The sequence below is a fragment of the Janthinobacterium sp. KBS0711 genome, assembly GCF_000988085.1.
Lineage (GTDB): Bacteria > Pseudomonadota > Gammaproteobacteria > Burkholderiales > Burkholderiaceae_D > Janthinobacterium > Janthinobacterium lividum_E.
Genome location: NZ_LBCO01000004.1, coordinates 453,092 through 479,687 on the forward strand (window position 1 = coordinate 453,092; position 26,596 = coordinate 479,687).

Sequence of the window (26,596 nt, forward strand, 5' to 3'; positions counted from 1 at the left end):
AAGAAGCACTAAAAAGCAGAAAAAGTACAAACACGGGAGTGCAGTGCAGCAAAGAACTGCGCGCCTTCCTGTGGTAGTCTACGACAAACAAGTCATTTTTCCGCACCGGCATTGCCCACAAGGCGCGGCCGGTACGTGTGAGTTCAACCGACTTTGCACGCGTAGCACAGAGAATAATGGAGACAAGTAATGAATGCACCAATCAAGGGCTCGAGTCTTGAGCCGGGCGCGCACGCGTCCGAGATTTCCCTGAACGACAAATACACTTTGGAGCGTGGCCGCGCCTTCATGACGGGTACGCAAGCGCTGATTCGCCTGCCCATGCTGCAGCGCGAGCGCGACCTGAAAGCGGGCCTGAATACGGCCGGCTACATCACCGGCTACCGCGGTTCGCCTGTGACGTCCGTCGACATGACGGCGATCAAGGCAAAAAAATATCTCGATGAACACCACGTCAAATTCCATCCGGGCCTGAACGAAGACCTGGCCGCCACGGCCGTCTGGGGCACGCAGCAAACGAATCTGTTCGAAGACGCGAAATACGATGGCGTGTTCGGCATGTGGTACGGCAAGGGCCCCGGCGTCGACCGCTGCGGCGACGTCTTCAAGCACGCGAACAATGCTGGTTCCGCCAAGCATGGCGGCGTGCTGGTGCTGGCCGGCGACGACCATGCGGCGAAATCCTCGTCCACGGCGCACCAGTCCGACCATATCCTGAACGCCTGCGGCATTCCCGTGCTGTACCCGTCGTCGGTGCAGGAATATATCGACTACGGCTTGCATGCGTGGGCCATGAGCCGCTACACGGGCCTGTGGGTGTCGATGAAATGCGTGACCGACATCATCGAGTCGGGCGCCGCCGTGGATTTCGACCCGGACCGTGTGCAGATCACCTTGCCGACCGATTTCGAGATGCCGGCCGGCGGCTTGAACATCCGCTGGCCCGATACGGTGCTGGAGCAGGAAGTGCGCATGAACAGCTACAAATGGTATGCGGCGCTGGCCTATGCGCGTGCCAACAAGCTCAATAAAATCATCTGGGACAGCCCGAAGGCGCGCATCGGCATCATCACGGCCGGCAAGTCCTACCTGGACACGCGCCAGGCGCTGGCCGACCTGGGCATCGACGAGCAGACGGCGTCCGACATCGGCATCCGCCTGTACAAGATCGGCATGACCTGGCCGCTGGAAGCGGACGGTGTGCACGAATTCGCCAAGGGTCTCGACGAAATCCTCGTAGTGGAAGAAAAGCGGCAAATCCTCGAATACGCGCTGAAGGAAGAACTCTACAACCTCAAAGACGGCGAACGTCCGCGCGTGGTCGGCAAGTTCGACGACACGGGCGAATGGAGCAACCAGAAGGGCACCGGCCACGGCGACTGGCTGCTGCCGGCCACGTATGAACTGAACCCGGCCATGATCGCCCGTGCCATTGCCAGCCGCATTTCGCGCTACTACGCGGGCCACCCGGTCGAGCAGCGCGTGAAGGAACGCATCGCCTACCTGGAAGCCAAAGAGAATGTGCTCAAAGCGATCAGCGTGAAACCCGATCCGCAAAAGGACCGCACGCCATTCTTCTGCTCCGGCTGCCCGCACAACAGTTCCACCAAGGTGCCGGAAGGCTCGCGCGCGCTGGCCGGCATCGGCTGCCATTACATGGTGCTGTGGATGGACCGCGAAACGTCGACGTTTACCCACATGGGCGCCGAAGGCGTGACCTGGGTCGGCCAGGCGCCGTTCACGAATGAAAAGCACGTGTTTACCAACTTGGGTGACGGCACGTATTTCCACTCGGGCATCCTGGCGATCCGCGCTGCCGTCTCGGCCAAGGTGAACATCACCTACAAGATTCTGTTCAACGATGCGGTGGCCATGACGGGCGGCCAGGAATTCGACGGCCCATTATCGCCGGCCATTATCTCTCGCCAGATCGCCGCCGAAGGCGTCGGCCCCATCATCGTCGTGACCGACGAACCGGAAAAATACCCGTCCGATTACGCCTGGGCGGAAGGCGTCACCGTGCGCCACCGTTCGGAACTGATGGACGTGCAGCGCGAACTGCGCGACATGCCCGGTGTGTCGGCCATGATCTACGACCAGACCTGTGCCTCGGAAAAACGCCGCCGCCGGAAACGCAATGAATACCCGGACCCGGCCAAGCGCGCCGTCATCAACGAAGCCGTCTGCGAAGGCTGCGGCGACTGCTCCGTGCAATCGAACTGCCTGTCGGTGGAACCGCTGGAAACGGAACTGGGGCGCAAGCGCCAGATCAACCAGTCGTCCTGCAACAAGGATTTCTCGTGCACGACGGGTTTCTGCCCCAGTTTCGTGACGGTGGAAGGCGGCGGCTTGAAAAAGCCGAAAAAGGCAGCTGCCGCCGACAAGGATGCGCCGGCCGCGCCGGCCTTGCCGACGCCGCAGATTCCTTCGACGGCCGAGCCGTTCGGCATTTTAGTGACCGGCATCGGCGGCACGGGCGTCGTCACGGTCGGCCAGATCCTCGCCATGGCGGCGCATGTGGAAGGCAAGGGCTGTTCCGTGCTGGACATGAGCGGCCTGGCGCAAAAGGGCGGCCCTGTCATGTCGCACGTGCGCCTGGCGGACCGCCAGGAAGATATCCACTCGACGCGCGTCGGCACGGGCGCGGCCGACCTGGTGATCGGCTGCGATCTGATCGTCACGGCCAGCCGCGATGCCTTGTCGCGCATGGGAGAAGGCCGCAGCTGGGCCATGATCAACTCGACCAGCTCGTCGACGGCCGCCTTCGTGAAAAACCCGGACTGGCAATTCCCCGGCGCTTCCGCACGCATGGAAATTGAAAAGGCTTGCGGCAGCGATCACGTGGACTTCATCGACGCGGGCCAGATCGCCACAGCGCTGATGGGCGACTCGATCGCCACGAACATGTTCATGCTCGGCTACGCCTGGCAAAAGGGCAAGGTGCCACTCAGCGAAGCGGCCATCATGAAGGCCATCGATTTGAACAACGTCTCGGTGGCGTTCAACAAGGCGGCCTTCAATTGGGGTCGCGCCGGTGCGCATGACGCGGCCAGCCTGGTGCGCATGACGACACCAGCCAAGGTGGTGGAATTCAAGCGCATCGACACGCTCGACGACATCATCGAAAAACGGGTGGCCCTGCTGACTGCCTACCAGGACCGCGCCTATGCGCAGCAGTACATCGATTTCGTCGGCCAGGTACGCGCCGCCGAAAGCGCCCTGAATGGCCCGCACTTGCGTCTGACGGAAGCCGTGGCCCGCTACTTCTACAAGCTGATGGCCTACAAGGACGAGTACGAAGTGGCGCGCCTGTACACGGACGGCGCCTTCCAGGCGAAGATCGCCGCCATGTTCGAAGGCGACATCAAGCTCAAGTTCCACTTGGCGCCGCCGATCATGGCGAAAACGGATGCCCAAGGCCATCTGGTGAAGAAGGAATTCGGCCCGTGGATGATGAAGGCGTTCGGCGTGCTGGCCAAGTTCAAGGGCTTGCGCGGCACGGCGTTCGACATCTTCGGCCACACGGCCGAGCGCAAGATGGAGCGCGCGCTGATTCTTGAATACCGCGCGACGGTGGGCGGCTTGCTGCCGAAACTGACGACGGCCAAGCTGGCGCAAGCCGTGGCCATCGCCAGCATCCCGGAAGACATCCGCGGCTATGGCCACGTGAAGGAGCGTCATTTGAAGGCGGCGAAAGAGAAGGAAGCGAGTCTGTTGATCGCCTTCAACGCGCCGACGCCGCTGCCGCCCGTCGTGGCAGCGCCCGTGGCGGCCACCATGGCGTGATGGGGTGAACTCCACGCTGTAGCAATGGCGCCTGCGGGCGCCATTTTTTTGTATCAAAGAAAACAACGCTTGCTGGCAAAACGCATTATAATTTTTCGATAATTTCTTCTTGGAAAGTTTCCCATGCATTCCCTGCGCCTGCGTTGCCTCGTTGTTTCCCTCGGATTCGTGTTGAGTGCCTGCGGCGGCGGAGGAGGCGGCAGCAGCGACAGCGCGCCCGTCGTGCCGCCCGTGACGCCAACCGGGCCGACGGGTCCCACGGCGCTGGTCGCTTCCTCCACGGTCGCGAACCGTTGCGAGGCGCCGCGCAGCGGCAGCAGCATCGACAAGCCGGGCACCTTGCTCAATGAGCAGACGTGGGTGCGCAGCTGGATCGATGAAACGTATCTGTGGTACCGCGAAGTGCCGACCACCTACCTGCCGCAAAGCTTTGCCACGGCGAAGGCGTATTTCGATGTGCTCAAAACGACTGCCACGACGGCGTCCGGCAAGCCGAAGGACCAGTTCCACTTCACGTATACGACGGCCGAATGGGAAGCCTCGCTCAATGGCGTGGAACTGGGCTACGGCATGCTGCTGGCGCTGACGCGCACCACGCCGCCGCGCAAGGCCGTGGTCACGATCATCGAGCCAGGCTCGCCGGCGGCACTGGCGGGCTTGCGGCGCGGCGATGAGCTGCAAGCGGTCGATGGCGTCGATTTCATCAATGCCCCTGACGCTGCCAGCGTGAAGATCATCAACGATGGCTTGTTCCCGCAAGCGCAAGGCACGCACACGCTGGCGTTCAGCCGCAACGGAATACCCATCTCCGCGCGCCTGCAGGCGGTGGAAGTCAATACGAGCGCCGTGCAAAACGAGCGCATCATCGACACACCCACGGGCAAGGTGGGCTACCTGACCTTCAATACGCATAACAACGTGGCCGAACGCCAGTTGGTCGAGACCATGCGCCGCTTCCAGGCGGCCGGCATCAGCGACCTGGTGCTTGACGTGCGCTACAACGGCGGCGGCTACCTCGATGTCGCCAGCGAGCTTGCCTACATGATTTCCGGTCCGCAAGTTACCACCGGCAAGACTTTCGAGCAGGTGCTGGCCAATGACAAGACGCGGCCGGAAGCGCCCGTGCCATTCCATGCGCAAAGCCAGGGCTTTGCCGGGCCGAATCCCCTGCCCAAGGGCACACCGCTGCCTTCGCTGGGCCTCAAGCGCGTGACCTTGCTGACGACGGGCAATACCTGCTCGGCCAGCGAAGCGATCATCAACGGCTTGCGCGGCGTGGATGTGCAGGTCAACCTGATCGGCGGCACGACGTGCGGCAAGCCTTACGGTTTCTATCCCACGCCCAATTGCGGCACCACGTATTTCGCCGTGCAGTTCCAGGGCGTCAACGCCAAGGGCTTTGGCGACTTTGCCGATGGCATGGCGCCGACCTGCGAGGTAATGGACGATTATCAGAACCAGCTGGGCGATCCGGCCGAAGGCATGCTGGCGGCGGCGCTGCGCTACCGCAGCAGCGGCAGCTGTAGCCCGGCCACGGGCGCGATCAGGCTGTTGAGTTCTATCGAGAGTCCGGCCGACATGGCTGCGCGGCTGCTGCGTCCTGCCTACAAGGAAATTGCTGTCTTGAAACGCTAAAGCCCCATTGTGCTGCCCTTCCCGGGTGAAGGAGGGGGAGCTTTCTGCTCAGAAATCTTTCTATATAACAATTTTGGTATATAGAAAGATGAATCCATTCGTTTTGTAATTACTGGCATTTTGATATCTTTCGCCTTCTCCCTAACCTTGAGAAGCGCAAAGATGCCTATACAATTCAAGTTACCACCGCTCACCGTCGCCGTACTGGCCATCCTGGGCGGTTCCGCATGGCAGGCGCACGCGCAAACGCAAGCGCCCGCAGCGGATCAGCAGCCGGCGGCCACCCCGCCAGCCGTCGTGGTCACCGGTTCGCGGATCCCGCGCGCCAGCCTGGAAGGACCATCGTCCGTCACCATCCTGACGGGGGATGAAATCACCAAGCAAGGGTACAAGAACGTCTTCGATGCGCTGACCAATCAGGTACAGAACAGCGGCTTTACGCAAGGCGAGGACTTTGGCAACACGTTCACGCCGTCGGCCAATACCATCAGCCTGCGCGGCCTCGGCCCGAACCACACCCTGATCCTGCTCAATGGCCGCCGCCTGGCCGACTTCCCCGTCGCCTACGAAGGCACGGTCAACTTCACCAACCTGGCGAATATCCCGTCGAGCATTGTCGACCGCATCGAGATCCTCAACGGCGGCGCCTCGGCCATCTATGGTTCCGACGCCATCGCCGGCGTGGTCAACGTGATCCTGAAAAAGCAGACGGAAGGTTTCGATATCAACGTCAAGGCGGGCGGCACCACGCGTGGCGGCGCCGGCAACCAGCGCGTGCAGCTGACGGGCGGCGGCAATTTCGACAAGCTGCATACCTTGTTCAGCGTGGAGCTGAGCCAGCGCGATCCGCTGTCGAGCCTACAGCGCGATTTCATGGCCACCCGCTCGGGCACGCCGACGAATATCGCCTCGCGCCGCGTGGTGCAGGCGGGTACCTCCGGCAGCTACGTGGACCTGGGCGACACCTGCAACCAGTTCGGCGACCTGTTCGGCGGCAGCGTCGTCAAGTACCAGGCGAAGAACGGCAGCTATTGCGCCAGCCCGAAAGTCGGTCCCACTTACTGGACCACGCAAACCAAGAACCGCAGCCAGAACGTCTTCGGCAGCGCCAACTATGAGCTGTCGCCGGAAACGACCCTGTTCGCCGACTTCCTGATCGGCAAGAACTCGACCGAGAACAATACGCGCGGCCCGACGTGGACGTCGTCGTCGACGGGCAGCAGCTATTTCCGCAACCAGAACACGAATCGCTACGAAGCGTGGACGCGCTATATCTCGCCCGAGGAAATGGGCGGCGTGGAGCGCTACAACCGCAAGTGGGACGACCTGGCCACCGCCATCTCGCTGGGCGCCAAGGGCCGCATTCCCGGCACGTCCTCCTGGCAGTATGAAGCGAACTACAACGCCTCGGTGTACAAGAGCGAAAGCCATACCCCGCGCGCGCTGGGCAATATCGACAGCTTCTTCCTGGGCCCGAAACTGGGTACCGACACCGCCGGCGTGCCAATCTACGCACCGGACCCGGCCCGTTTGTCGCGCCGCGTGACGGCGGCCGAGTTCGACAGCATCACGGGCAATTCCGACAGCGACGACAAGGCCTGGACGAATACCCTGAGCCTGGCGACGAATGGCGACCTGTTCCAGCTGCCCGCTGGCCTGGCGAAGATCGCCACCATCGCCGAATTGGGCAAGCAGGGCTTCAGCAATGTGCCCGATGCGCGCCTGAACGACGGCTACTTCAACGTCGCCACCAAGTCCGATATCACGGCCGGCACGCGTACCCGCTATGCGCTGGGCGCCGAGATCAACCTGCCGCTGCACGAGAAGCTGACCGGTACCCTGGCCGGCCGTTACGACCGCTACAGCTTTGCCGGCCGCCATGAAGGCAAGTTCACCTACAACGGCGGCCTGGAACTGCGTCCCGCGCCGGAGCTGCTGTTCCGCGCCAACTACGCCACCAGCTTCCGCGCGCCGGACATGAACTACATCTACAAGGCGCGCGGCACCGGTTACTACTCGAGCACCACCGATTACTACCGCTGCGGCGCCGCCGGCCAGAGCATCGACAAGTGCGAATTCGCAAACAAGTCGCCGGGCGCCGACTATGTGCAGAATGGCAGCCGCGACCTGCAGTCGGAAAAAGGCAAGTCCTTCGGCGTGGGCGCCGTCTGGTCGCCAAGTTCCAATTTCGACGTCTCCGTCGATTACTGGAACATCAAGATCGACGACCTGGTGACGAACCTGAGCGCCGACAAGATCCTGCGCGACGAAGCCGATTGCCGCCTGGGCAAGTTCGACATCAACTCGCCTACCTGCGCCGATACCTTGGGCCGCGTCGAGCGTTTCGCGGCCAATGCCCTGAACCGCGCCGGCGAGATCAAGACCATCACCGTCAATCCGATCAACGCGGCCAAGCAGAGCAGCAGCGGCATCGACATCAGCGTCAAGTATTTGCTGCGCACGGCGGACTATGGCCGCTTCGCCTTCAAGGCCAATTACGCCAAGGTGCTGAGCAATAAATCGCAGCAATTTGCCGGCGACGAAGAGATCGACGAACTCAAATCGCTGAACAATACGGATTGGCGCGACAAGCTGAATCTGAGCGTCAATTGGGCTGCTGGCGACTGGTCGAACACCTTGCTGGTCAGCCGCTACAGCAAGATCCCGAACGGCGGCGGTACCGGCTACCTGACGCCGACGGCGCTGGCCAACATCAGCACCGTGTACCGCATCAACGACCGCGCCACCCTGTCGCTGATCGTCAACAACGTGTTCGACAAGATCAAGCGCGACGACAGCGGCGGCTGGCCGTACTACCCGGTGGGCAGCTACAGCCCGCAGGGACGCCAGGGTTGGGTCGAATTCAACTACCATTTCGGTTCGTAATTCACGCTTGACAGAGCAAGGCCGGAGCAGCAGACGCTGTTCCGGCTTTTTTATTTTCCGGCGCAGTTTTACACGCGCCACCACCCCTATAATTGCCCGCTTGTTCTCTCTCGATGGAGTTTGACCCATGCTACGCCACGCCCTGCTGTCCGCCGCCTTGTTGTCCCTGTTTTCTGCCCCTCTACATGCCGCTCCCACCCTGACGACGGTGGCCGAGCGCTCGGGTTTTTTGACCACGGGCCGCTACGCGGAAGTGGAAGCCTTGTGCCGCCAGTTCCAGGCGCGCTATCCGCAGCAGGTGCGCTGCGTGGAATTTGGCCGCACGCCGGAAAACCGTCCCATGCTGGCGCTGGCCGTCAGCAATACGGGCGCACTGACGCCGGCCGAAGCGGCGCGCCGCAAGCTGCCCGTGCTGCTGGTGCAAGGCGGCATCCATGCGGGTGAAATCGATGGCAAGGATGCGGGCTTCCTGGCGCTGCGCGAAGTCCTGGAAGGCAAGGCGGCGCCCGGCGCGCTCGATAAACAGGTGCTGCTCTTCGTGCCCGTGTTTAACGTTGACGGTCACGAGCGCTTTGGCCAGTGGAACCGCCCGAACCAGCGCGGTCCCGTGGAAATGGGCTGGCGCAGCACGGCGCAAAATTACAACCTGAACCGCGAATACATGAAGGCCGATACGCCCGAGATGCAGCACATGCTGGCGCTGGTGAACGCCTGGGATCCGCTGGCTTATGTCGACCTGCACGTCACCGATGGCGCCCAGTTCGAACCCGATATCTCGATCCAGGTCGAACCCGTGCATGCGGGCGATGCGGCCCTGCGCGTGGCCGGAGCGGCCTTGCGCGATAATGTCCTGGCCGACCTGGCCAAGCAGGGTTCGGACCCGAAACCGTTCTATATTTCGTTTGCCGAGAACGACAATCCGCAATCGGGCTTTGTCGATTCGGCGCCGAATCCGCGCTTCTCGCATGGCTATTTCCAGCTGCGCAACCGCTTCGGCATGCTGGTGGAAACCCATTCCTGGAAAGACTATCCGACCCGCGTGCGCATCACGCGCAACACCATCGTCTCGCTGCTGTCGCAAGTGGCGCAGCATGGCGCGCAGTGGCGGCAAACTGCGCTCGAGGCGGACGCGCGCGCCGCGCAGCTGGCCGGCACCACCTTGCCGCTCACGTATAAAACGACGGACAAGAGCCGCATGATCGCGTTTCGCGGCTACGCCTACACGCGCACGCCATCCGAAGTGTCGGGCGCGCTGATGACGCGCTACGACGAAACCACGCCGCAGATCTGGAACGTGCCCCTGCGCGACGAGATCGTGCCCGACCTGCAGCAGGCCGCGCCCAAGGCCGGCTACCTGGTGCCCGCCGCGCAGGCGCAGATGGTGGCGGCCAAGCTGCGCCAGCATGGCGTGTCCTACCAGGTATTAGCTACCGCGCCGGGCAAGCTGCCGGTCGAAACCTTCCGCGCAACGGCCGTCAAATTCGGGGCGCAGTCGTTCGAGGGACGCCAGACGGCGGCCGTGCAGGGCGAGTGGCAGAAAGAGGAGCGGGTGGTCGGTGCGGGCGCGCTGTACGTGCCCGTCAACCAGGCCAAGGCGCGCCTGGTCGTGGCCCTGCTCGAGCCGCGCGCGCCCGATTCGCTGCTGGCCTGGGGCAGTTTCAATACGGCCTTCGAGCGCAAGGAATACATGGAAGAATACGTGGCCGAAGACGTGGCGCGCGCGCAGCTGGCGGCCGATCCGGCGCTGGCGGCGCAGTTCCACGCAAAGCTGGCCAGCGATCCCGCGTTTGCCAAAAGCCCGGCCGCGCGCCTGGAATTCTTCGCCCGCCGCCACGCTTCCTGGGATGAGCGCCTGAACCTGTATCCAGTGCTGCGCACGGATGCCGCGCCGGCCGGCCTGGCATCGCCGCCTGCGCGCACACCGAAGTTGTCAAATCGCGCAGATTAATCGGAAGAAAATGCTATTCTCCGCTCGATGATGGCGCCGCCACCACGAGCAGAGAACATGCATGGTCAACAAGACACTCTACAATCAGCACCGCGAGGCGTTTTTTCGCCTCTGCGGCGCCGTCGGCGAGAATCAGGTGGAGCAGGTGCGCAGCCTGCTCGAGGCCACGCCGCTGCTGTTGACCTTGCGCCGCTACAACATGGATGACGGCGAATCGCTGCTGCATCTGGCCGCGGCCGGCGGCAGCCGCGAGGTCTGCGCATTGCTCGTGTCGCTGGGCATGGACGTCGACCTGCCCTTGCCCGGTTACCGTAACCTTACGCCGCTGGATGCGGCGGCAAGCCATGGCCACCTCGATACCTGCCGCTGGCTGCTCGAGCAGGGCGCTGCCGTCGATGGCTTGCCGGACAATATACTGTCGCCGCTGGACAGCGCCTGTGTTGGCGGCCACGAGGACGTGGTCGCATTGCTGCTGCAGCGGGGCGCCAATCCGAATCGCCTGCATACGCGCTGGAACCAGGCACCGGTCGATATCGCCACCGGCTGGGGCTTTCCCGCGATCGCCCGATTGCTCTCTGCCGCCGGCGGGGTCAGCATACTCGACGTGCCGCAGCAGGCCGCCGCGTCGCCGCAGGAAGCTATCCGCACCTTCATGCACAACAGCGCCGGCTGGGTGCTGCCGGCCGTGTTCAGCCCGGACAGCGGCGATGCGCGTTTTTCGCTGGGCATCAGCTGCATCGGCGGCAAGCGCGATTTCAAGCTGTTGTTTAGCACCGGCCTGTTCCGGCAATCGCCGATGACGGAACTGGCCATCTGCCTGCCGGCCCGCTGGCCGCTGACCGTCAACGGCTTCGCCGAGCACAGCCCGTGGCGCTTTCCCGTGGCGCTGCTGGCGCGCCTGGGACGGCGCACGCTCGACCAGGCCAGCCTGGCGGCGGGCGAGTTGCTGCGGCGCGACGATCCGCACCTGGCGGACCTGGCGTGGCCGGACGGCGTCGATGCGCTGCTGGCCATCGACAAGCACTGGAATCCCGAGCCGGAGGAAGACGACATTGCCGACGATGACAAGGTCACCATTTATTTGCTGGTGCCGGTGGCGTACACGAAGAAAGGCGCGCCCGGCGCCAGCGCCTTGCCTGCCTTGATCGAGCGCAAGCTCAAAGGCAGCTGGAAAGTGTCGGCCTTGCCCATCCCCGTGACTGGCTAGCGCCGGCCTGCACGCGCGCACGGCCAGATCAAGCCGTAAAGCTTGCGGCAATGTTATCCTGCCAATAAATTTTCCGCGTCCGCGCCAACCCGTTCCACGCATCGGTTTTCCATGACAAAAAAAATTCTTCTCCTGAGCGTCTCGGCCGGCGCCGGCCACATGCGCGCGGCGCAAGCCATCGAAGCGCATGCGGCGCACGATGGCGATGGCGGTCCCGCGGCGCTGGCCCTGCATCTTGACGTGATGGATTTTGTGACGCCGGCCTTCCGCAAGCTGTACACGGATTTTTATATCAAGCTGGTCAACAAGGCGCCCGCGCTGTGGGGCTATCTGTACCACGCCACCCACGACGCGCCGCGCGACAGCTCGATGCAGCGCTTGCGCCGCGCCGTCGAGCGTCTCAACACGCGCGCGCTGATGACGCAGATCGCCGCCTTCCAGCCCGACGCCATCATCTGCACGCATTTTCTGCCGGCCGAACTGCTGTCGCGCGCGCTGCGCCAGCACCAGCTGGCTTGCCCCGTGTGGGTGCAAGTCACGGATTTCGACTTGCACCGCATGTGGGTGCACGAGCAGATGGAAGGTTATTTCGCCGCCACCGACGAAGTGGCGTTCCGCATGCGCCACGAAGGCATTCCCGCCGAGCGCATCCACGTGACGGGCATTCCCATCATGCCCGCGTTTGCGCAGCTGCCCGAACGCGTGCAGTGCGCGCAGGCGTTCGGTCTCGACCCGCAGCGCACGACGATTTTGCTGATGGGCGGCGGGGCGGGCCTGGGCAGCCTTGAAACCGTGGCCGCGCGACTGCTGGCGCTGCCGGGCGACTTCCAGCTGATCGTGCTGGCGGGGAAAAACGCGGCCGCGCTGGCGGCGCTGCAGGCGCTGGCCGGCCAGTATCCGGGCCGCCTGCTGGCGCAAGGCTTTACCAGCGAAGTCGAGCGCCTGATGGCGTGCGCCGACCTCGTGATCACCAAGCCGGGCGGCTTGACCACGTCCGAATGCCTGGCGCTGGGCTTGCCCATGATCGTCAACTCGCCGATTCCCGGACAGGAAGAGCGCAATGCCGACTATCTGCTGGAGCAGGGCGTGGCCTTGAAGGCATTCGACGCCGTCACCCTGGAATACCGCGTGCGCCTGTTGCTCGATCATCCCGAGCAGTTGCAAGCCATGCGCGCAAAGGCGCTGGCCCTGGGGCGTCCGCGCGCCGCTCTGGAGGTACTGGCGCAGGTGCTGGCTTGACGGGCGCCGTGGCAAAACCCTGGCAGATCGCCCTGACCCTGGCCTGGGTGGCGCTGCTGGGATTATTTTTCGCGCAGGTGGAAATCCAGATCGAAGGCGCGGCCGGCTGGGCCGCCAACCTGCCCACCTGGCGTATCGAAAGCCATTGGCTGCTCGATATCTTCTGGGGCGGGCGGCCGATGACGGGCTACCATGCCTGGGTCTTTCCCTTCATCGCCCTGTTCTTCCACTTCCCCATGATCTTCCTGGCGCAATGGTCGCTGCGCCTCGAGTGCCGCGCCATCGGCTGCATCATGCTGTTCTGGATCATCGAGGATTATCTGTGGTTTGTGCTCAATCCCGCCTATGGCGTGGCGCACTTCAATCCGGCCCACATCGCCTGGCACAAGCACTGGCTGTGGTGGGCGCCGACCGACTACTGGGTGTCGCTGCTGCTGGCCGGCGTACTGCTGTGGTTTTCATACAAGAGGAAGTCATGACTTTGCCGCATCTCCTGCTGTTGTCCCTGGCCCTGGCGGCCGGTTCCGCCGGCGCGCAGGCGCCCCTGCCGCCGCAGCGCAATGCCGAGTGGGCCACGCCGCTGCCGCAGGTGTCGAATCTGCACCAGGTCACGCCCGTCCTGTACCGCAGCGCCAGGCTCGATAGCAGCGACGTGGCCCAGCTGCAGGCGCTGGGCGTGAAGACGGTGATCAGCCTGCGCTCCTTCCACTCCGATACGCAGGTACTCGAGGGCAGCGGCATCCGCGCCGTGCGCATCCCCATCAATACCTGGGCCATCCGCGACAAGCACGTGATCGACACCATGCGCAGCATCCGCGCGGCAGAGCAGCAGGGCCCCGTGCTGCTGCATTGCCTGCACGGCGCCGACCGCACGGGCATGATGGCCGCCATGTACCGCATGCTGTACCAGGGCTGGCCGCGCGAGAAGGCGATCGACGAGTTGAAAAACGGCGGTTACGGCTATCACGCCGTGTGGAAAAATATCGAAAGCTACCTCAAACGCGTAAATGTCGACGAGATACGTGCGCGCATCGACTCTCCGCAGCCCTGATCCCCGCTGGCGCGCCACTTCAGGCATGATTGCGATTCCAATCACGTTTTTCCGGAATCCGCATGGAACACCACAGCTTTCTCATCAACATACTGTTTTACCTGGTCGCCGCCATCATCATGGTGCCGCTGGCCAAGCGCCTGGGCATGGGCGCCGTGCTGGGCTACTTGGTGGCCGGCGTCGTCATCGGACCGTGGGGCCTGGGCCTGATCAAGAATGTCGAGGTGATCCTCAGCTTTTCCGAATTCGGCGTGGTGCTGCTGCTGTTCCTGATCGGCCTGGAGCTCGAACCGAAGCGATTGTGGCTGCTGCGCCGGCCGATCTTCGGCTGGGGCGGGGCGCAGGTGGGCGTCGTCAGCGCGGGACTGTGCGCCGTGGCCATGGCCTTCGGCGTGGACTGGCGCACGGCGCTGGTCGGCGCGCTGGGGCTGTCGCTGTCGTCGACGGCCATCGTGCTGGCCACCCTGGGTGAACGTAAATTAATGAGCACGCCGGCCGGTTCCGCCGGCTTTTCGATTTTGCTGTTCCAGGATATCGCCGCCATTCCCATGATCGCGCTGGTGCCGCTGCTGGGCGGCCTCGTCACGCATAGCGGCGAACCGGGCTGGCTGCGCGTGGCCAAGCTGGCCGCCGTGCTGGCGGCGCTGGTGATCGGCGGGCGCTTCCTCGTCAACCCCATCCTGCGCTTCATCGCCCGGACGGACTTGCGCGAAATTTTCACGGCTTTCGCCCTGCTGCTGGTGATCGCCATTTGCGTGCTGATGGAATCGGTGGGCCTGTCGATGGCGCTGGGTACCTTCATGGCCGGCGTGCTGCTGGCCGATTCAGAATATCGGCATGAGCTGATCAGCGATCTGGAGCCGTTCAAGGGGCTGCTCCTGGGCCTGTTCTTCATTGCCGTGGGCATGTCCGTCGATTTCGGCGTGCTGCGCGCCCAGCCCTTGCTGATCCTGGCCCTGGTGGCGGGCCTGCTGGTGGTCAAGATCGCCTTGCTGTACCTGCTGTCGAAGTTCGTCGACATTCCCCGCGGCCAGCAGCTGTTTTTTGCGCTGCTGCTGTCGCAGGGCGGCGAATTCGCCTTCGTCGTGTTTGCCGCCGCCGAGGCCGCGCACGTGTTTGCGCCGGAGACGGCCGCACTGCTGGTCGTGGTGGTGACCCTGTCGATGGTGGCCACGCCCTTGCTGCTGCTGGCGCATGATAAATTCGTCGCGCCGCGCCTGCAAGGCGAAAAGAAGCGCCGTCCCGACGACCATATCGAGGCGCAGGACAACCCCATCGTCATCGCCGGCTTTGGGCGCTTCGGCCAGATCATCGGCCGCCTGCTGGCGGCCAACAAGATCGGCGTGACGGTGCTCGATCACGATCCGGACCAGATCGACCTGCTGCGCAAATTCGGCTTCAAAGTGTTTTATGGCGACGCCACGCGCGTGGATTTACTGGTGGCGGCCGGTATCGAAAAAGCCAGGGCGCTGGTGATCGCCATCGACAACGTGGACGACAGCCTGGCGCTGGTCGACGCCGTGCGCCTGCGCCTGCCCGAACTGACGATTCTGGCGCGCGCGCGCAACGTCACGCATTACTATGAATTGATGAAGCGGGGCGTGACCCTGATCGAGCGCGAGACGTTTGCCGCCGCCCTGCTGCTGGGCGAGCAGACCTTGCAGCAGGTGGGCTTCAGCGCGGAGCGGGCGCAGCGCGCGGCCGGCATCTTTGGCCGGCATAACCTCAAGACCTTGCTGGAAGTGGCGCCGCACTTCCAGGACCAGCAAAAAGTCATGTCCCTCACGCGCCAGGCGCGCGAGGAGCTGGAAGACATGTTCGAGAGCGATGCGGCGGCGTTTGCGGCGGCGGAAGTGGAAAACGGTAGGTCGGATTAGCGGCGAAGCCGCGTAATCCGACACCATTTGTTGGCGTTATTGGTGGTGTCGGCTTACGCGCTTTGCGCTAAGCCGACCTACGGTTGGCCTCAGCTCTATTTGCCCCGGCGGCTCTCAATCGCCTCGATCTGGTCCATGATGCCGTTCATGCGGGCCACCAGCGCCTGGTACGGTTTCGGCGAGGCCAGGTCGACGCCGGCTGCCTTCACCAGCTCGTACGGATAGGCCGAGCCGCCCGCACCGAGCATCTTCAGGTAGGCGGCCAGCGCGCCCGGTTCCTTGTCGAGGATGCGCTGCGCGAAATCCTGCGCCGCCGCGATCGAGGTGGCGTACTGGAACACATAGTAGCCGTGATAGAAGTGCGGCACGTAGGCCCATTCCAGCGCGTAGGCGGGGTCGATGCTCATGACACCCTGCGCTTCGCCGTGGTAGCGCTTGAGGATGCCCGCGTAGATGGCCGTGATCTCTTCGCCCGTCAGCGATTCTCCCTTGTCCACCTTGCCGTGGATGGCCGCCTCGAATTCGGCGAACATGGCCTGGCGGAAGAAGGTGCCGCGCAGGTTTTCCAGCGCCGCGCCCAGGTACAGCAGTCGCTCGTCGTCATCCTTTGCCTGCTTCAGGCGCGCGTCGAGCAGCAGCGCCTCGTTCGTCGTCGAAGCGATTTCCGCAACGAAGATGCTGTAGGGCGCATAGATCGACGGCTGCGCCTTGTTGGCCAGCACCGAATGCATGGCGTGGCCCCATTCGTGCGTCAGGGTGCTGACGGCTTCGTAATTGTCCGTGTAATTGAGCAGCACGAACGGATGCACGTCGTACGCGTCGCCATTCATGTAGGCGCCCGCCACCTTGCGCGGGCGCGGATACACATCCATCCAGCGCGCGTCCACGGCGGCAGTGAGCGACTTGACGTAGTCGGGGCCCAGCGGCGCGGCGGAGTCGAGCATCATCTGCTTGCCTTCGGCCAGCGGGAAGCTGCGGTCGCTTTTCAGCAGCGGCGCATAGATGTCGTAGTAGGCCAGGTCCTTGATGCCCAGCATGCGCGCGCGCAGCTTGAAGTAGCGGTGCAAGGTGGGCAGGTTGGCGTTGGTTTGCGCGATTAGGGTCTGGTAGACGGCCGGCGGCAAATTGTCGGCGTCGAGCGCGGCGCTTTGCGAGTCGGCGTAGCGGCGCACCTTCGCGTAGGCGGCGTCCGTCTTCAACTGGCCGTACAGGGTTTCGCCGAACGTGCGTTCATATTCCTTCCACTTGCCGAAAAAGGCGTCGAACACCAGCTTGCGGTCCGCGCGATTGTCGTCGTCGCGGTACTTGGTATAGGCCGCCTGGTCGAGGCGCACTTCCTTGCCGTCCGATAATTTGACTGTTGGCCACGGGATTTCCGCATTGGCCAGGGTGCGGTAGACGCTGGCGGCCGAGCCAGTCGCCAGGCCGAATTGCGCCACCAGTTGTTCGCCTGCCGCGTCCAGCGTATGCGGCGCGCTGCGCAGCATGTTACTCAATTGAAAGCGGTACAGCTGCAAGCCCTTGTCTTTCGCCAGCATGGCGTCGATGCGCTTGCTGCCCAGGGCGAGGATTTCCGGCTGCAAAAAGGTCGTCGCCTGGCTGAAGTCGTTGCCCAGCAGGGCGGCGCGCTGGTTCAGCTGGTTGCCCTTGCTGTCGCCCGTATCCTGGTCGTAATATTGCGCCGCATAGGTGGTGAGCGTGTTGACGCGCTTGCGCGCCTCGGCGTACAGGTCCAGGCAGCTTTTCAGGCGAGCGCCCAATTGCCCCTTGCAGGCGCCCAGTTGCTGCAGCTGGGCCGACAGCTTTTTCGCGTCGGCGTCGAACGCGGCGTCGTTTTGATACAGCGCCGTCAAATCCCAGCGGTCCGCTTGGCGGTCGGAAGGAGCAGGGGCGGCAGAGGCGGTGGCGAGGCTGAAGGCCAGCAGGGAGAACAGCAGGGGGCGCTTGAGCGCGGATGGCGTCATGGTTCATTCCAGTGAGGTTGTCGGAAGAATGCGTGCTGACCGCCGGGCAGGAATGCGTGCGTGACACATCGCGTACCGGCAGAGCTGACTACGGTACATCAAATGGACGCAGGGGGAAAGAGGGGGATGCCGCCACCTGGGCGGTGGCGGCGAAACGGCAGGAGTTTACAACAGCGGCTTACAGCGCTTGCAGCGGGATCGTGCCGAACGTCGTCGGCGTCGAGCACGGCTCTTCATCGAAAGCGATGTCGCCCATGGGGCTGGCCACGCCGTCCGCTTTCAAATCCTTGAAGCCGAACAGTTTCGGGTCCATCAAATGCGACGGCGCCACGTTCGACAGGGCCGAGAAGATGCTTTCCACGCGGCCGGGGAATTTCTTGTCCCATTCGCGCATCAGGCCCTTGATCTGCTTGCGCTGCAGGTTTTCCTGCGAACCGCACAGGTCGCATGGAATGATGGGGAAGCCCTTGACTTCCGCGTAGCGCTGCGTGTCCTCTTCCTTCACGTAGGCCATCGGGCGGATGACGATGTGCTTGCCGTCGTCCGATTGCAGCTTGGCCGGCATGCCTTTCAGCTTGCCGCCGAAGAACATATTCAGGAAGAACGTTTCCAGGATGTCGTCGCGGTGGTGGCCCAGGGCGATCTTGTTGGCGCCCAGCTCGTCGGCCACGCGGTACAGGATGCCGCGGCGCAGGCGCGAGCACAGCGAACAAGTCGTCTTGCCTTCCGGGATCAAACGCTTGACGATGCTGTAGGTATCCTGGTTTTCGATGTGGAAAGCCACGCCCAGTTCCGTCAGGTAGGCGGGCAGGATTTCCGGCGGGAAGTTCGGCTGCTTCTGGTCCAGGTTGACGGCGACGATGTCGAAGTGAATCGGCGCGCGTTCGCGCAAGGTCATCAAAATGTCCAGCAGCGCGTAGCTATCCTTGCCGCCGGACAGGCAGACCATCACCTTGTCGCCGTCTTCGATCATGTTGAAGTCGCCGATGGCTTGTCCCACCAGGCGGCACAGGCGCTTGTGCAGCTTGTTGTTTTCCAGGGCGATCTTTTCCGCCTTCTTGCGCGCCAGTTTCTGCGCTTCCACGTTGGCCGGGAATTCCACGGCCGTGGTCGTCGTTTCCATGACTGCGGTGTCGTTCATATTACTCATGCTTCATCCTTGATCTTGAATACTTCCACGCCCACGCCTTCGCAGTCGGGATACACGTCCGGTTTCATGCTCGACACGCGCGCAGCGCGCACGCGCGGGTGCGCCAGCATGGCGGCGAGCACGTCGTCGACCAGACTTTCCTGCAGTTGCACATGGCCTTGAGCCATGCGCTTGGCGATGGTTTCGCGCATGAAGTCGTAGTCGACCACCTCTTCCAGCTGATCATCCTTCGGCGTCGACAGGGCCAGGGGAATGTACAGGTCGACGTTGATGAGGACGCGCTGTTCGCCCTTTTTCTCGAAGTCGTAGACGCCGATGTTGATGAGGACTTCGTAATTGCGCAGGAACAGCCGGCGGCAATCGGCCAGGCGAGGGTGGGACAGGGCGGACGACATAGTTTTACCTTTTAGGGGATGCTGGAATGCTGGTTGTTTGGTGTGGCTGCTGATTATTTGGTCAAAAACATGACGTCGCGCGGCAAACCGATCAAATGCTGGCCGCCATCGACGAGCAGGGTCGTACCCGTCAGCGCGCGCGCGCCGGCCACGTAACAGACGCTGTCGGCCACATCCTCGGGCGTGCTGGAGCGTCCCAGCGGCGTGTTTTCATGTGCCTTGGCAAAGTTCGCTTCCGTCTGTTCGCCGGAGACCATGGTGATGCCAGGGGCAATGCCCACCACGCGCACTTTCGGCGCCAGCGCCTGGGCCAGCATGGTGGTCGCCGACAGCAGCGCCGCCTTGGACAGGGTGTACGACAAAAAATCAGGATTGAGATTGTACAGTTTTTGATCCAGCAAGTTGATGACCACGGCTTGCCCGCCGCTTGGGGTGGCCTGGTACAGCGCTTGCGCCAGCAGGATGGGGGCGGCCAGGTTGGCGTGCATGTGGGCGTCGAGCGCGGTGAAGGAAAAATCGCCCGCATTGTCGTATGCAAACAACGATGCGTTGTTGACCACGCAAGTTACTGGCCCCAGCGCCGCCTGTGCCTGCGGCAGCAGCTGGCGCACGGCCACTTCCTGCGCCAGGTCGCAGGGGAACGCTTGCGCGCGGCGGCCCAGCGCCGTGATTTCCGCCACCAGACTGAGGGCTTCGTCGCGCGAGTCGCGGTAATGGACGGCGATATCCCAGCCGTCGCGCGCCAGGCCCAGCGCGATGGCGCGGCCGATGCGGCGCGCCGCGCCCGTGACGAGGGCGACGCGGGGAGTGCTGTCGAATGGCGTTGTCGTTGCTTCTGTCATGTCTTTGCTATGGTTGAGATATTCGGTGGACGCCACACTGGCGGCATGCGCCGCCGATTCGCTACAATGCGGGAATGTCTCTTCCCGCACCCGATAGCGACGCGCTGGCCGCGTCCCATGCCTTGCAGCACCAGATTGCCGCCGAAATCGCGCGCAATGACGGCGCCATTCCCTTTGTCCGCTTCATGGAGCTGGCGCTGTACGCGCCTGACCTCGGCTATTACAGCGGCGGTGCCGCGAAGCTGGGAAAAGATGGCGATTTTACAACTGCGCCGGAGATTTCGCCCCTGTTCGGCGCCACCCTGGCCCATGTGGCAGCCGCTATTATGGCGCAAACGGCCCCGCGCATCCTCGAATTCGGCGCCGGCACGGGCAAGCTGGCCTTCGATATCCTGACGGAAGCGGCGCAGACCGGCATCGCGATCGAACAGTATGCGATCGTCGAATTGTCCGGCGAATTGCGCGCGCGCCAGGAGCTGGCGCTGGCCGCCTTCCCGCAGGTGGTATGGCTCGACGGTTTCCCCGACAGTTTCGAAGGCGCCGTGTTCGGCAATGAAGTGCTCGACGCCATGCCCGTCAACCTGATCAGCAAGACGCCGGCCGGCTGGTGCGAACTCGATGTCAGCATTGCCGACGGCCAGTTCGTGTTTGTCGAGCGCCTGGCCGGCGCCGATGTGGCCGCGCAGATCGCCGCCCAGGTGCCCGATGCCGATGACTTGCCGGTCGGTTATGTCAGCGAGATCCACGGCGTGGCCTGCGGCTTCATGCGCTCGCTGGCGCAGATGCTGACGAATGGCAAGGGTGGCGCGGCCGTGCTGTTCGATTACGGTTTTCCTGCGCACGAGTATTACCTGGACTTGCGCGCCACGGGCACCTTGATGTGCCACTACCGCCATCACGCCCACGCGGAACCGTTTTATCTGCCCGGCTTGCAGGACATCACGGCCCACGTGGATTTTACGGCCATGGCGGTGGCGGCGCAGGACGCGGGCCTTGACGTGCTTGCCTATATGAACCAGGCGTCCTTCCTGCTGGGCTCCGGTATCGGCGACTTGCTGCTGCGCACCGACCCCGAGCAGGTCAAAACGTACTTGCCGCAGGCCAGCGCCGTACAAAAGCTGGTGTCGCCGGCCGAGATGGGGGAATTGTTCAAGGTGCTGGTGGTGGGGCACCAGGTGGCGTTGCCGGAAGCGCTGTTGTCGAGTGACCGCAGTCACCGCCTGTAAGCGCCGGCAATATCAAGGCGGGGCAGTTCCGCCCTGCAATTTCCTGTCCGCCGGTGGTTATTATCTTGTCATATCGTATATGATGACCGACACAGCACGGTTCCATCCTGCAAGAACCCGTCGCCGCGCACCGATTTCAAGATAGAACGATGGGAAAGATACATACACACTATGACAACCTGAAAGTGGCGCGCCTGGCGCCGCAGGAAGTCATACGTGCCGCGTACAAAGCCCTCAGCCAGAAATACCATCCCGACAAGAATCCCGGCGACGAAAAGGCCGCCCGCATCATGGCGATTCTCAACAGTGCCTACGGCACCTTGTCCGATCCACAACGCCGCAAGGAACACGACGAGTGGATCGCCGCCGAGGAGTGGGAAATCGAATGGCTGGAAAGCACCCACCACGAAGAAGGCAAGACCCGCGATGGCCGCGCGAAAGGCCATGCCCAGCCGCATGAGCACGCCTGGGCGCAGGATGTGCCGCCGCCGAAGGGCAAGCCGCGGCGCGGCTTGCAACCTGTCTGGCGCAACTGGCGCTGGTGGTTGAGTCTGCTTGTTTGCCTGCTGCTGGGCTGGCTGGGCGCCTTGCTGATGCTCGATACCTCGCAGCCCGTGCCTGCCGCGCTGGCATCGGCCTGGAGCGGGCTGGCCCGCGATGGCGCCAGGGCGCACCCGGACACGGCAACGGCGGACAGCGCCGCCACGTCGCCGGCAAAAAACGAGGCCGTGGCCATCGATAGCTGGGCGGTAGGCAAGCCGTATGCGGCCGAGCCTGCGCAAGCGAAGGCGCCCGAGATCCGCGTGCTGGCCGTGGCGCAGCTGAGCCTGAAAGCCAGCCGGCCCGTCTGCGATGGCGCCAGCCAGGCCGAATCGGCAGCGCTGGTGGCGCCGAATGGCGAGCCTTGGCCGGCGCGGTCCGGCTATGTCGATGGCTTCCCGATCGGTAACAAGGGTGATGAACTGAGCTTGACCATCGACAACAGCAGCAACACGGCCCCCGTCTTCGTCAAGCTGTATGACCAGGAGCGGCGTTCGAATGTGCGCTATCTGTACATCCTGGCCAATGACAAGCTGACGGTGGAGCAGCTCAGCGCGGGCAAGTACGAAGTGCGCTACCAGGCCGTCGGGCCCGGCCAGGACAATTGCGGCGGCGCCCCGCGCAGCGGCGCGTCGATACCGGCGCCAGCGCCTGCGGCGGGAGAGGGCGGTACGCAGAATCCTGTTGTAAGCAGCATCTAATCTGATTATGCTTGATATGCGTCAACGCAGCGTCCACATCGAACTTATCCCTTAGGAGTATTCATGACCGACCTCAAAGCCGATGCAGATGATAACTGGCTGCTCGACGAAGATGAGCCGGTGGCCAGTCCCTCCGGGCTGGCCGCGCCCGACCAGCGCCTGTGGCGTGTGCTGATCGTCGATGACGACGTCGATGTGCATGCCGTCACGCGGCTGGCGCTGCGCAATGTCAGTTTCAAGGGCCGTGAACTGGAACTGTTTTCCGCCTACAGCGGCCGCGAAGGGTACGAGATCCTGCGCGACACGCCCGATATCGCGCTGGTGCTGCTCGACGTGGTGATGGAAACGGATGACGCGGGCCTGATCCTCGCCAAGCGCATCCGCGCCGACCTGAACAACTCCATTGTGCGCGTCGTGCTGCGCACGGGCCAGCCGGGCCAGGCGCCCGAGCAGCGCGTCATCATCGAATACGACATCAACGATTACAAGGCCAAGACGGAACTGACGACGCAAAAGCTGTTTACCACCGTCATTTCGGCCCTGCGCGCCTACGAGAGCCTGATGATGCTCGAGCGCAGCCGCATCGGCCTGGGCAAGATCCTCGCCGGCGCCACCAATCTGTACCAGATTCATTCGCTGCGCGAATTCGCTTCCGGCGTGCTGAACCAGGTCAGCGCCATCCTCGACGTGGGCGCCGATGGCGTGCTGTGCCTGATGCAGGGCGGCGCCGGGCGTCCCGAAGTGGTGGCGGCCACGGGCACGTATGCCGTGCTGGCCGAGTCCGAAGCCATGCCGGCAGATCACGCGCTCACGCCCACCATCGACAAGGCGTTCGCGGAAAAGCGCAGCCAGTTCGAGCATCCCGCCAATGTGTTGTTCATCCACACGGAAGGCAACCGCGAACTGGCCATCTCCGTCACGCCGCCGTGGCCGCTGGCGCAGATCCAGCGCGATCTGCTGGAAGTGTTTTGCCAACGCATCGCCGCCGCGTTCGACAACCTGTACATGTTCGGCCAGCTGCGCAAGGCGCAGGAAGCGACCGTCGTGGCGCTGGCCGACCTGGCCGAGTTCCGCGACAGCGACACGGGTGGCCACGTGCGGCGCGTGCAGCTCTTGTCCGACGCCATCGCCCAGCGCATGCAGCAGCGCGGCGTGTATGCCGACGAGCTCAGCCCGCAGCTGCTCGACATGATCGGCCTGGCCAGCATCCTGCACGACGTGGGCAAGGTGGCCACGCCGGACGCCGTGCTATTAAAACCAGGCAAGCATACGGACGAGGAGCGCACGCAGATGCAGCTGCATGCCAGCGTCGGGCGTACCATCCTCGAGCGGGCCGCCAACATGGTCGACGGCGTCAGCTACCTGACGTATGGCGCGCAGATCGCCGGCGGCCACCACGAACACTTCGATGGCGCCGGCTACCCGAATGGCCTGAAGGGGCGTGACATTCCCGTGGCCGCGCGCATCGTTGCCGTGGTCGACGTCTTCGATGCCTTGCTGCATGAGCGGCCCTACAAGGAGCCGTGGCCATATCCGCAGGTGCGCGAATACATCGAGCAGCGCAGCGGCAGCCAGTTCGATCCGGAAGTGGTGACGGCGCTGCTGGACCTGATCGACAACGAACCGCAACTGTGGCATCCGGAGCGCGCCACCGCTTGAGTTGCAACTTCGTTGGCGCTTTTCGGCACGCCGCCATTCCCTTGCGCGCGGCGCCGTCATATACTCGGCAGCCTCATGCTGGCCGGCGCCACGCACCAGTGTGGCGCGCCGCGGAGTTTTCGGACATCACGACATGAAAGAACTCAAGGGCCTCAGCGCACTGATCATCGAACCGCATCCGGGCATGCGCGCCAGCCTGCACAATATGCTCAACCTGTGCGGCCTGGCGAAGATCGACGACGCGGCCAGCTCGGGTCAGGCGATCCGCATGCTGGGCAGCAAATCGTATGATCTGATCCTGTGCGAATACGACCTCGACGGCGGGCAGGATGGCCAGCAGATGCTGGAAGACTTGCGCCACCACAAGTTGATGCACGCATCGACCATGTTCTTCATGGTCACGGGCGAAGGCAGCTTCGCCAAGGTGGTCAGCGCCGTCGAGCTGTTGCCCACCGATTACATCCTCAAGCCATTCACCGCTGACAACATGCTCGAGCGCATCGGCCGCGCGCTGGACAAGCGCAACGCCTTCGTGCCCGTGTATGAACTGATCGACGTGGGCAATGAGCGCGCGGCGATTGCTGCCTGCGCCGAGGGCGCCAGCCTGTATCCCCGCTACGCCACGGATTTCCTGCGCCTGCGCGCGGAACTGCATTTGCTGCTGGGCGAGGCGGCCGACGCCGAGCCGATCTACGCGGCCCTGTACGAGAGCAAGTCCATCGGCTGGGCGCGCCTGGGGCAGGCCAAGACGCAGTTCCTGCTGGGCGAATACGAAGCGGCGCAGGGCATGTTGGAAGGGCTGCTGGAAAACAACAAGCGTTTTCTCGACGCCTATGACTGGCTGGCGCGCACGCACTTGGCGCAAGGCAAGCCGGAACTGGCGCAGGCAGCCCTGAGCGAAGCGGTGGCCCTGTCGCCGCACGCCGTGCGCCGCTTGCGCCGCCTGGGCGAGGCGGCGCTGGCGGCCGACGATATCGACATGGCGGAAAAATCCCTGAAACTGGTCGTCAGCAAGGCCAAGTATTCGGAATTCCGCGATCCGGAAGACCATGTGCGCCTCGTGCAGACCCTGGTCCGCAAGGGCGACCCATTGCAGGCGGGCGCCGTGATCCGCGACCTCGACAAGTCGATGGGCGGGCAAAAGAATGCGGAACTGTGCAGCGCCCTGTGCAGCGCCATGCTGCATGCGCATACGGGCAACGAAGAGCGCCTGCAGCAATCGCTGGACGCGGCGCTGGCCGCCAACCGCCACAGCGTGGGCGGCTCGAACATGCTGAAAACGGAACTGGCGCGCCACTGTCTGGCGCATGGACGCGAGGATGGCGCGGCCGAGGTGATGCGCGAAGTCATGCGCAACGCACCCGACAGTGCCGCCATGACGCGCGCCATGGCCGTGTTCGAACAGGCGGGGCGCGAGGAGCTGGCCAAGGCGCTGGCGCGGCAAAGCCGCCAGGAAGTGGCCGATATGGTGGCGGCCGGCGCGGCCCGGGCGGGAGAGGGCGATTTCCGCGGCGCCGTCGACCTGATGGGCGAGGCCGTCACGCGCCTGCCCGATAATCCGCAAGTAGTCTTCAATGCGGCCGTGGCCGTGCTGAAATGCCTGGAGCACGAGGGCTGGGATGAGCGCATGGGGCAGCAGGCGTTGACATTTATCGCCGGCGTACGCCGTTTGGACCCGCGCAACCCCAAATTGCCCGTGCTGTCGGGCCTGCATCAGCAGTTGTTGCGCAAATATAAGCCCCTGGGCAACTCCTGGATGCATCCGCCTGACGCCAGGTAAACAGGAAAATGCGGGGCGAATGACGGAAAAATGCGGCTTGCAGGTAGGCCGGATAAAAAAAATGCGAAAAAAGTCGACTTTTTCGCGCCAACCCTTGCACATTCTCAAATCGGGAGCTTATAATCACGCCCCGAAGCAGCCAACTTCTTCTTTATACGCAAATGCAGCAGTCAGGCATCAGTAAATAAGGTTGACAGTTGTGAGTAGATGCTTCATACTCTGCGGTTCCCGCGGAGGGGTGGCCGAGTGGTTAAAGGCGACAGACTGTAAATCTGTTCTCTATGAGTACGCTGGTTCGAATCCAGCCCCCTCCACCAAGTTTTTGCAAGGAAAACTGGGTAGTAGCAAAAAGCAAGTGAAGAAAAGTGAACGATACCTCGCGGGTGTAGCTCAATGGTAGAGCAGAAGCCTTCCAAGCTTACGACGAGGGTTCGATTCCCTTCACCCGCTCCAGTTTCCGTTCAGATGCTTGATGCATCGCATGCAACAAATTACAGCCCTTGTAGCTCAGTGGTAGAGCACTCCCTTGGTAAGGGAGAGGCCACGTGTTCGATCCACGTCAAGGGCACCAGAATTCGCAGCAGGCAGCACAGAAGCAATTCAAACCAGACCGTCGGGCGTGTGCCTGAGCAATCTAATCAAATCATTAGGAGTTCAAAATGGCAAAAGGTAAATTCGAACGGACCAAGCCGCACGTCAACGTCGGCACC

Annotated in this window: 17 protein-coding genes and 3 tRNA genes; 16 read left to right on the forward strand and 4 right to left on the reverse strand. The window is 63.3% G+C overall.

Features of this window, described 5'->3' with window-relative positions:
* The first annotated feature begins 189 nt into the window (after positions 1-189).
* The 9 genes from VM94_RS02605 to kefC all read left to right on the forward strand — a co-directional run bounded on the left by VM94_RS02605 (position 190) and on the right by kefC (position 15,629).
* On the forward strand, positions 190-3,786 hold the full coding sequence (locus VM94_RS02605; protein WP_046682024.1) for an indolepyruvate ferredoxin oxidoreductase family protein: 3,597 nt from the start codon (positions 190-192) through the stop codon (positions 3,784-3,786).
* Positions 3,787-3,909: 123 nt separating this feature from the next.
* On the forward strand, positions 3,910-5,421 hold the full coding sequence (locus tag VM94_RS02610; protein WP_046682025.1) for a S41 family peptidase: 1,512 nt from the start codon (positions 3,910-3,912) through the stop codon (positions 5,419-5,421).
* Positions 5,422-5,583: 162 nt separating this feature from the next.
* Positions 5,584-8,307 carry a TonB-dependent receptor plug domain-containing protein gene (locus VM94_RS02615; protein WP_046682026.1) on the forward strand — a complete coding sequence of 908 codons (2,724 nt, stop codon included), beginning with the start codon at positions 5,584-5,586 and terminating at the stop codon, positions 8,305-8,307.
* Positions 8,308-8,434: 127 nt separating this feature from the next.
* Positions 8,435-10,255, forward strand: coding sequence for a M14 family metallopeptidase (locus tag VM94_RS02620; RefSeq protein WP_046682027.1), 1,821 nt, complete (start codon positions 8,435-8,437; stop codon positions 10,253-10,255).
* A gap of 61 nt (positions 10,256-10,316) precedes the next feature.
* Positions 10,317-11,462, forward strand: coding sequence for an ankyrin repeat domain-containing protein (locus VM94_RS02625; protein ID WP_046682028.1), 1,146 nt, complete (start codon positions 10,317-10,319; stop codon positions 11,460-11,462).
* Between the two features lie 111 nt (positions 11,463-11,573).
* Positions 11,574-12,701 (forward strand): MGDG synthase family glycosyltransferase, encoded by a 1,128-nt coding sequence (locus tag VM94_RS02630; protein ID WP_046682029.1) that lies wholly within the window; start codon positions 11,574-11,576, stop codon positions 12,699-12,701.
* Positions 12,702-12,709: 8 nt separating this feature from the next.
* The gene (locus VM94_RS02635; RefSeq protein ID WP_230540300.1) at positions 12,710-13,180 is read left to right on the forward strand and encodes a hypothetical protein; all 471 of its coding nucleotides are present in this window, start codon (positions 12,710-12,712) and stop codon (positions 13,178-13,180) included.
* Positions 13,177-13,752 (forward strand): dual specificity protein phosphatase family protein, encoded by a 576-nt coding sequence (locus VM94_RS02640; protein WP_082127516.1) that lies wholly within the window; start codon positions 13,177-13,179, stop codon positions 13,750-13,752. The genes VM94_RS02635 and VM94_RS02640 overlap by 4 nt, the downstream gene beginning before the upstream one ends.
* 62 nt (positions 13,753-13,814) lie before the next feature.
* Positions 13,815-15,629: a glutathione-regulated potassium-efflux system protein KefC gene (gene kefC / locus VM94_RS02645; RefSeq protein ID WP_046682030.1), complete on the forward strand. Its 1,815-nt coding sequence runs from the start codon at positions 13,815-13,817 to the stop codon at positions 15,627-15,629.
* Positions 15,630-15,724: 95 nt separating this feature from the next.
* Here the strand turns inward: kefC and pepF are convergent, their stop codons facing one another.
* The 4 genes from pepF to VM94_RS02665 all read right to left on the reverse strand — a co-directional run bounded on the left by pepF (position 15,725) and on the right by VM94_RS02665 (position 19,980).
* Positions 15,725-17,593, reverse strand: a complete 1,869-nt coding sequence (gene pepF, locus VM94_RS02650; protein ID WP_046682031.1) for an oligoendopeptidase F — start codon at positions 17,591-17,593, stop codon at positions 15,725-15,727.
* 178 nt (positions 17,594-17,771) lie between these two features.
* Positions 17,772-18,734: a tRNA 2-thiocytidine(32) synthetase TtcA gene (gene ttcA / locus VM94_RS02655; protein WP_046682032.1), complete on the reverse strand. Its 963-nt coding sequence runs from the start codon at positions 18,732-18,734 to the stop codon at positions 17,772-17,774.
* 5 nt (positions 18,735-18,739) lie between these two features.
* Entirely contained in the window at positions 18,740-19,138 is a 399-nt protein-coding gene (locus VM94_RS02660) for a dihydroneopterin aldolase (RefSeq protein ID WP_046682033.1), read from the reverse strand.
* A gap of 53 nt (positions 19,139-19,191) precedes the next feature.
* Positions 19,192-19,980 (reverse strand): SDR family oxidoreductase, encoded by a 789-nt coding sequence (locus VM94_RS02665; RefSeq protein WP_046682079.1) that lies wholly within the window; start codon positions 19,978-19,980, stop codon positions 19,192-19,194.
* 74 nt (positions 19,981-20,054) lie between these two features.
* Here VM94_RS02665 and VM94_RS02670 point away from each other — a divergent pair, with 74 nt between their 5' ends.
* From VM94_RS02670 to VM94_RS02700, 7 genes are all read left to right on the forward strand, one after another.
* Entirely contained in the window at positions 20,055-21,206 is a 1,152-nt protein-coding gene (locus tag VM94_RS02670; protein ID WP_046682034.1) for a class I SAM-dependent methyltransferase, read from the forward strand.
* Positions 21,207-21,355: 149 nt separating this feature from the next.
* A complete protein-coding gene (locus VM94_RS02675; RefSeq protein ID WP_046682035.1) occupies positions 21,356-22,447 on the forward strand; it encodes a J domain-containing protein in 1,092 nt (363 codons plus the stop codon).
* A 63-nt stretch (positions 22,448-22,510) separates the two neighbouring features.
* Positions 22,511-24,106: a DUF3369 domain-containing protein gene (locus tag VM94_RS02680; RefSeq protein WP_046682036.1), complete on the forward strand. Its 1,596-nt coding sequence runs from the start codon at positions 22,511-22,513 to the stop codon at positions 24,104-24,106.
* Positions 24,107-24,239: 133 nt separating this feature from the next.
* Complete coding sequence (locus VM94_RS02685) at positions 24,240-25,886, forward strand: tetratricopeptide repeat-containing response regulator (protein WP_046682037.1); 1,647 nt, start codon at positions 24,240-24,242, stop codon at positions 25,884-25,886.
* Between the two features lie 232 nt (positions 25,887-26,118).
* Positions 26,119-26,203 (forward strand) — tRNA-Tyr (locus tag VM94_RS02690).
* Between the two features lie 62 nt (positions 26,204-26,265).
* Positions 26,266-26,339: transfer RNA gene (locus VM94_RS02695), tRNA-Gly, on the forward strand.
* A gap of 43 nt (positions 26,340-26,382) precedes the next feature.
* Positions 26,383-26,457, forward strand: a tRNA-Thr gene (locus tag VM94_RS02700).
* Positions 26,458-26,596 lie beyond the last annotated feature (139 nt).

Coding starts and splice junctions, on each gene's coding strand:
- VM94_RS02605 (WP_046682024.1), top strand. CDS start 190: ATGAATGCACCAATCAAGGGCTCGAGTCTTGAGCCGGGCGCGCACGCG.
- VM94_RS02610 (WP_046682025.1), top strand. CDS start 3,910: ATGCATTCCCTGCGCCTGCGTTGCCTCGTTGTTTCCCTCGGATTCGTG.
- VM94_RS02615 (WP_046682026.1), top strand. CDS start 5,584: ATGCCTATACAATTCAAGTTACCACCGCTCACCGTCGCCGTACTGGCC.
- VM94_RS02620 (WP_046682027.1), top strand. CDS start 8,435: ATGCTACGCCACGCCCTGCTGTCCGCCGCCTTGTTGTCCCTGTTTTCT.
- VM94_RS02625 (WP_046682028.1), top strand. CDS start 10,317: ATGGTCAACAAGACACTCTACAATCAGCACCGCGAGGCGTTTTTTCGC.
- VM94_RS02630 (WP_046682029.1), top strand. CDS start 11,574: ATGACAAAAAAAATTCTTCTCCTGAGCGTCTCGGCCGGCGCCGGCCAC.
- VM94_RS02640 (WP_082127516.1), top strand. CDS start 13,177: ATGACTTTGCCGCATCTCCTGCTGTTGTCCCTGGCCCTGGCGGCCGGT.
- kefC (WP_046682030.1), top strand. CDS start 13,815: ATGGAACACCACAGCTTTCTCATCAACATACTGTTTTACCTGGTCGCC.
- pepF (WP_046682031.1), bottom strand. CDS start 17,593: ATGACGCCATCCGCGCTCAAGCGCCCCCTGCTGTTCTCCCTGCTGGCC.
- ttcA (WP_046682032.1), bottom strand. CDS start 18,734: ATGAACGACACCGCAGTCATGGAAACGACGACCACGGCCGTGGAATTC.
- VM94_RS02660 (WP_046682033.1), bottom strand. CDS start 19,138: ATGTCGTCCGCCCTGTCCCACCCTCGCCTGGCCGATTGCCGCCGGCTG.
- VM94_RS02665 (WP_046682079.1), bottom strand. CDS start 19,980: ATGACAGAAGCAACGACAACGCCATTCGACAGCACTCCCCGCGTCGCC.
- VM94_RS02670 (WP_046682034.1), top strand. CDS start 20,055: ATGTCTCTTCCCGCACCCGATAGCGACGCGCTGGCCGCGTCCCATGCC.
- VM94_RS02675 (WP_046682035.1), top strand. CDS start 21,356: ATGGGAAAGATACATACACACTATGACAACCTGAAAGTGGCGCGCCTG.
- VM94_RS02680 (WP_046682036.1), top strand. CDS start 22,511: ATGACCGACCTCAAAGCCGATGCAGATGATAACTGGCTGCTCGACGAA.
- VM94_RS02685 (WP_046682037.1), top strand. CDS start 24,240: ATGAAAGAACTCAAGGGCCTCAGCGCACTGATCATCGAACCGCATCCG.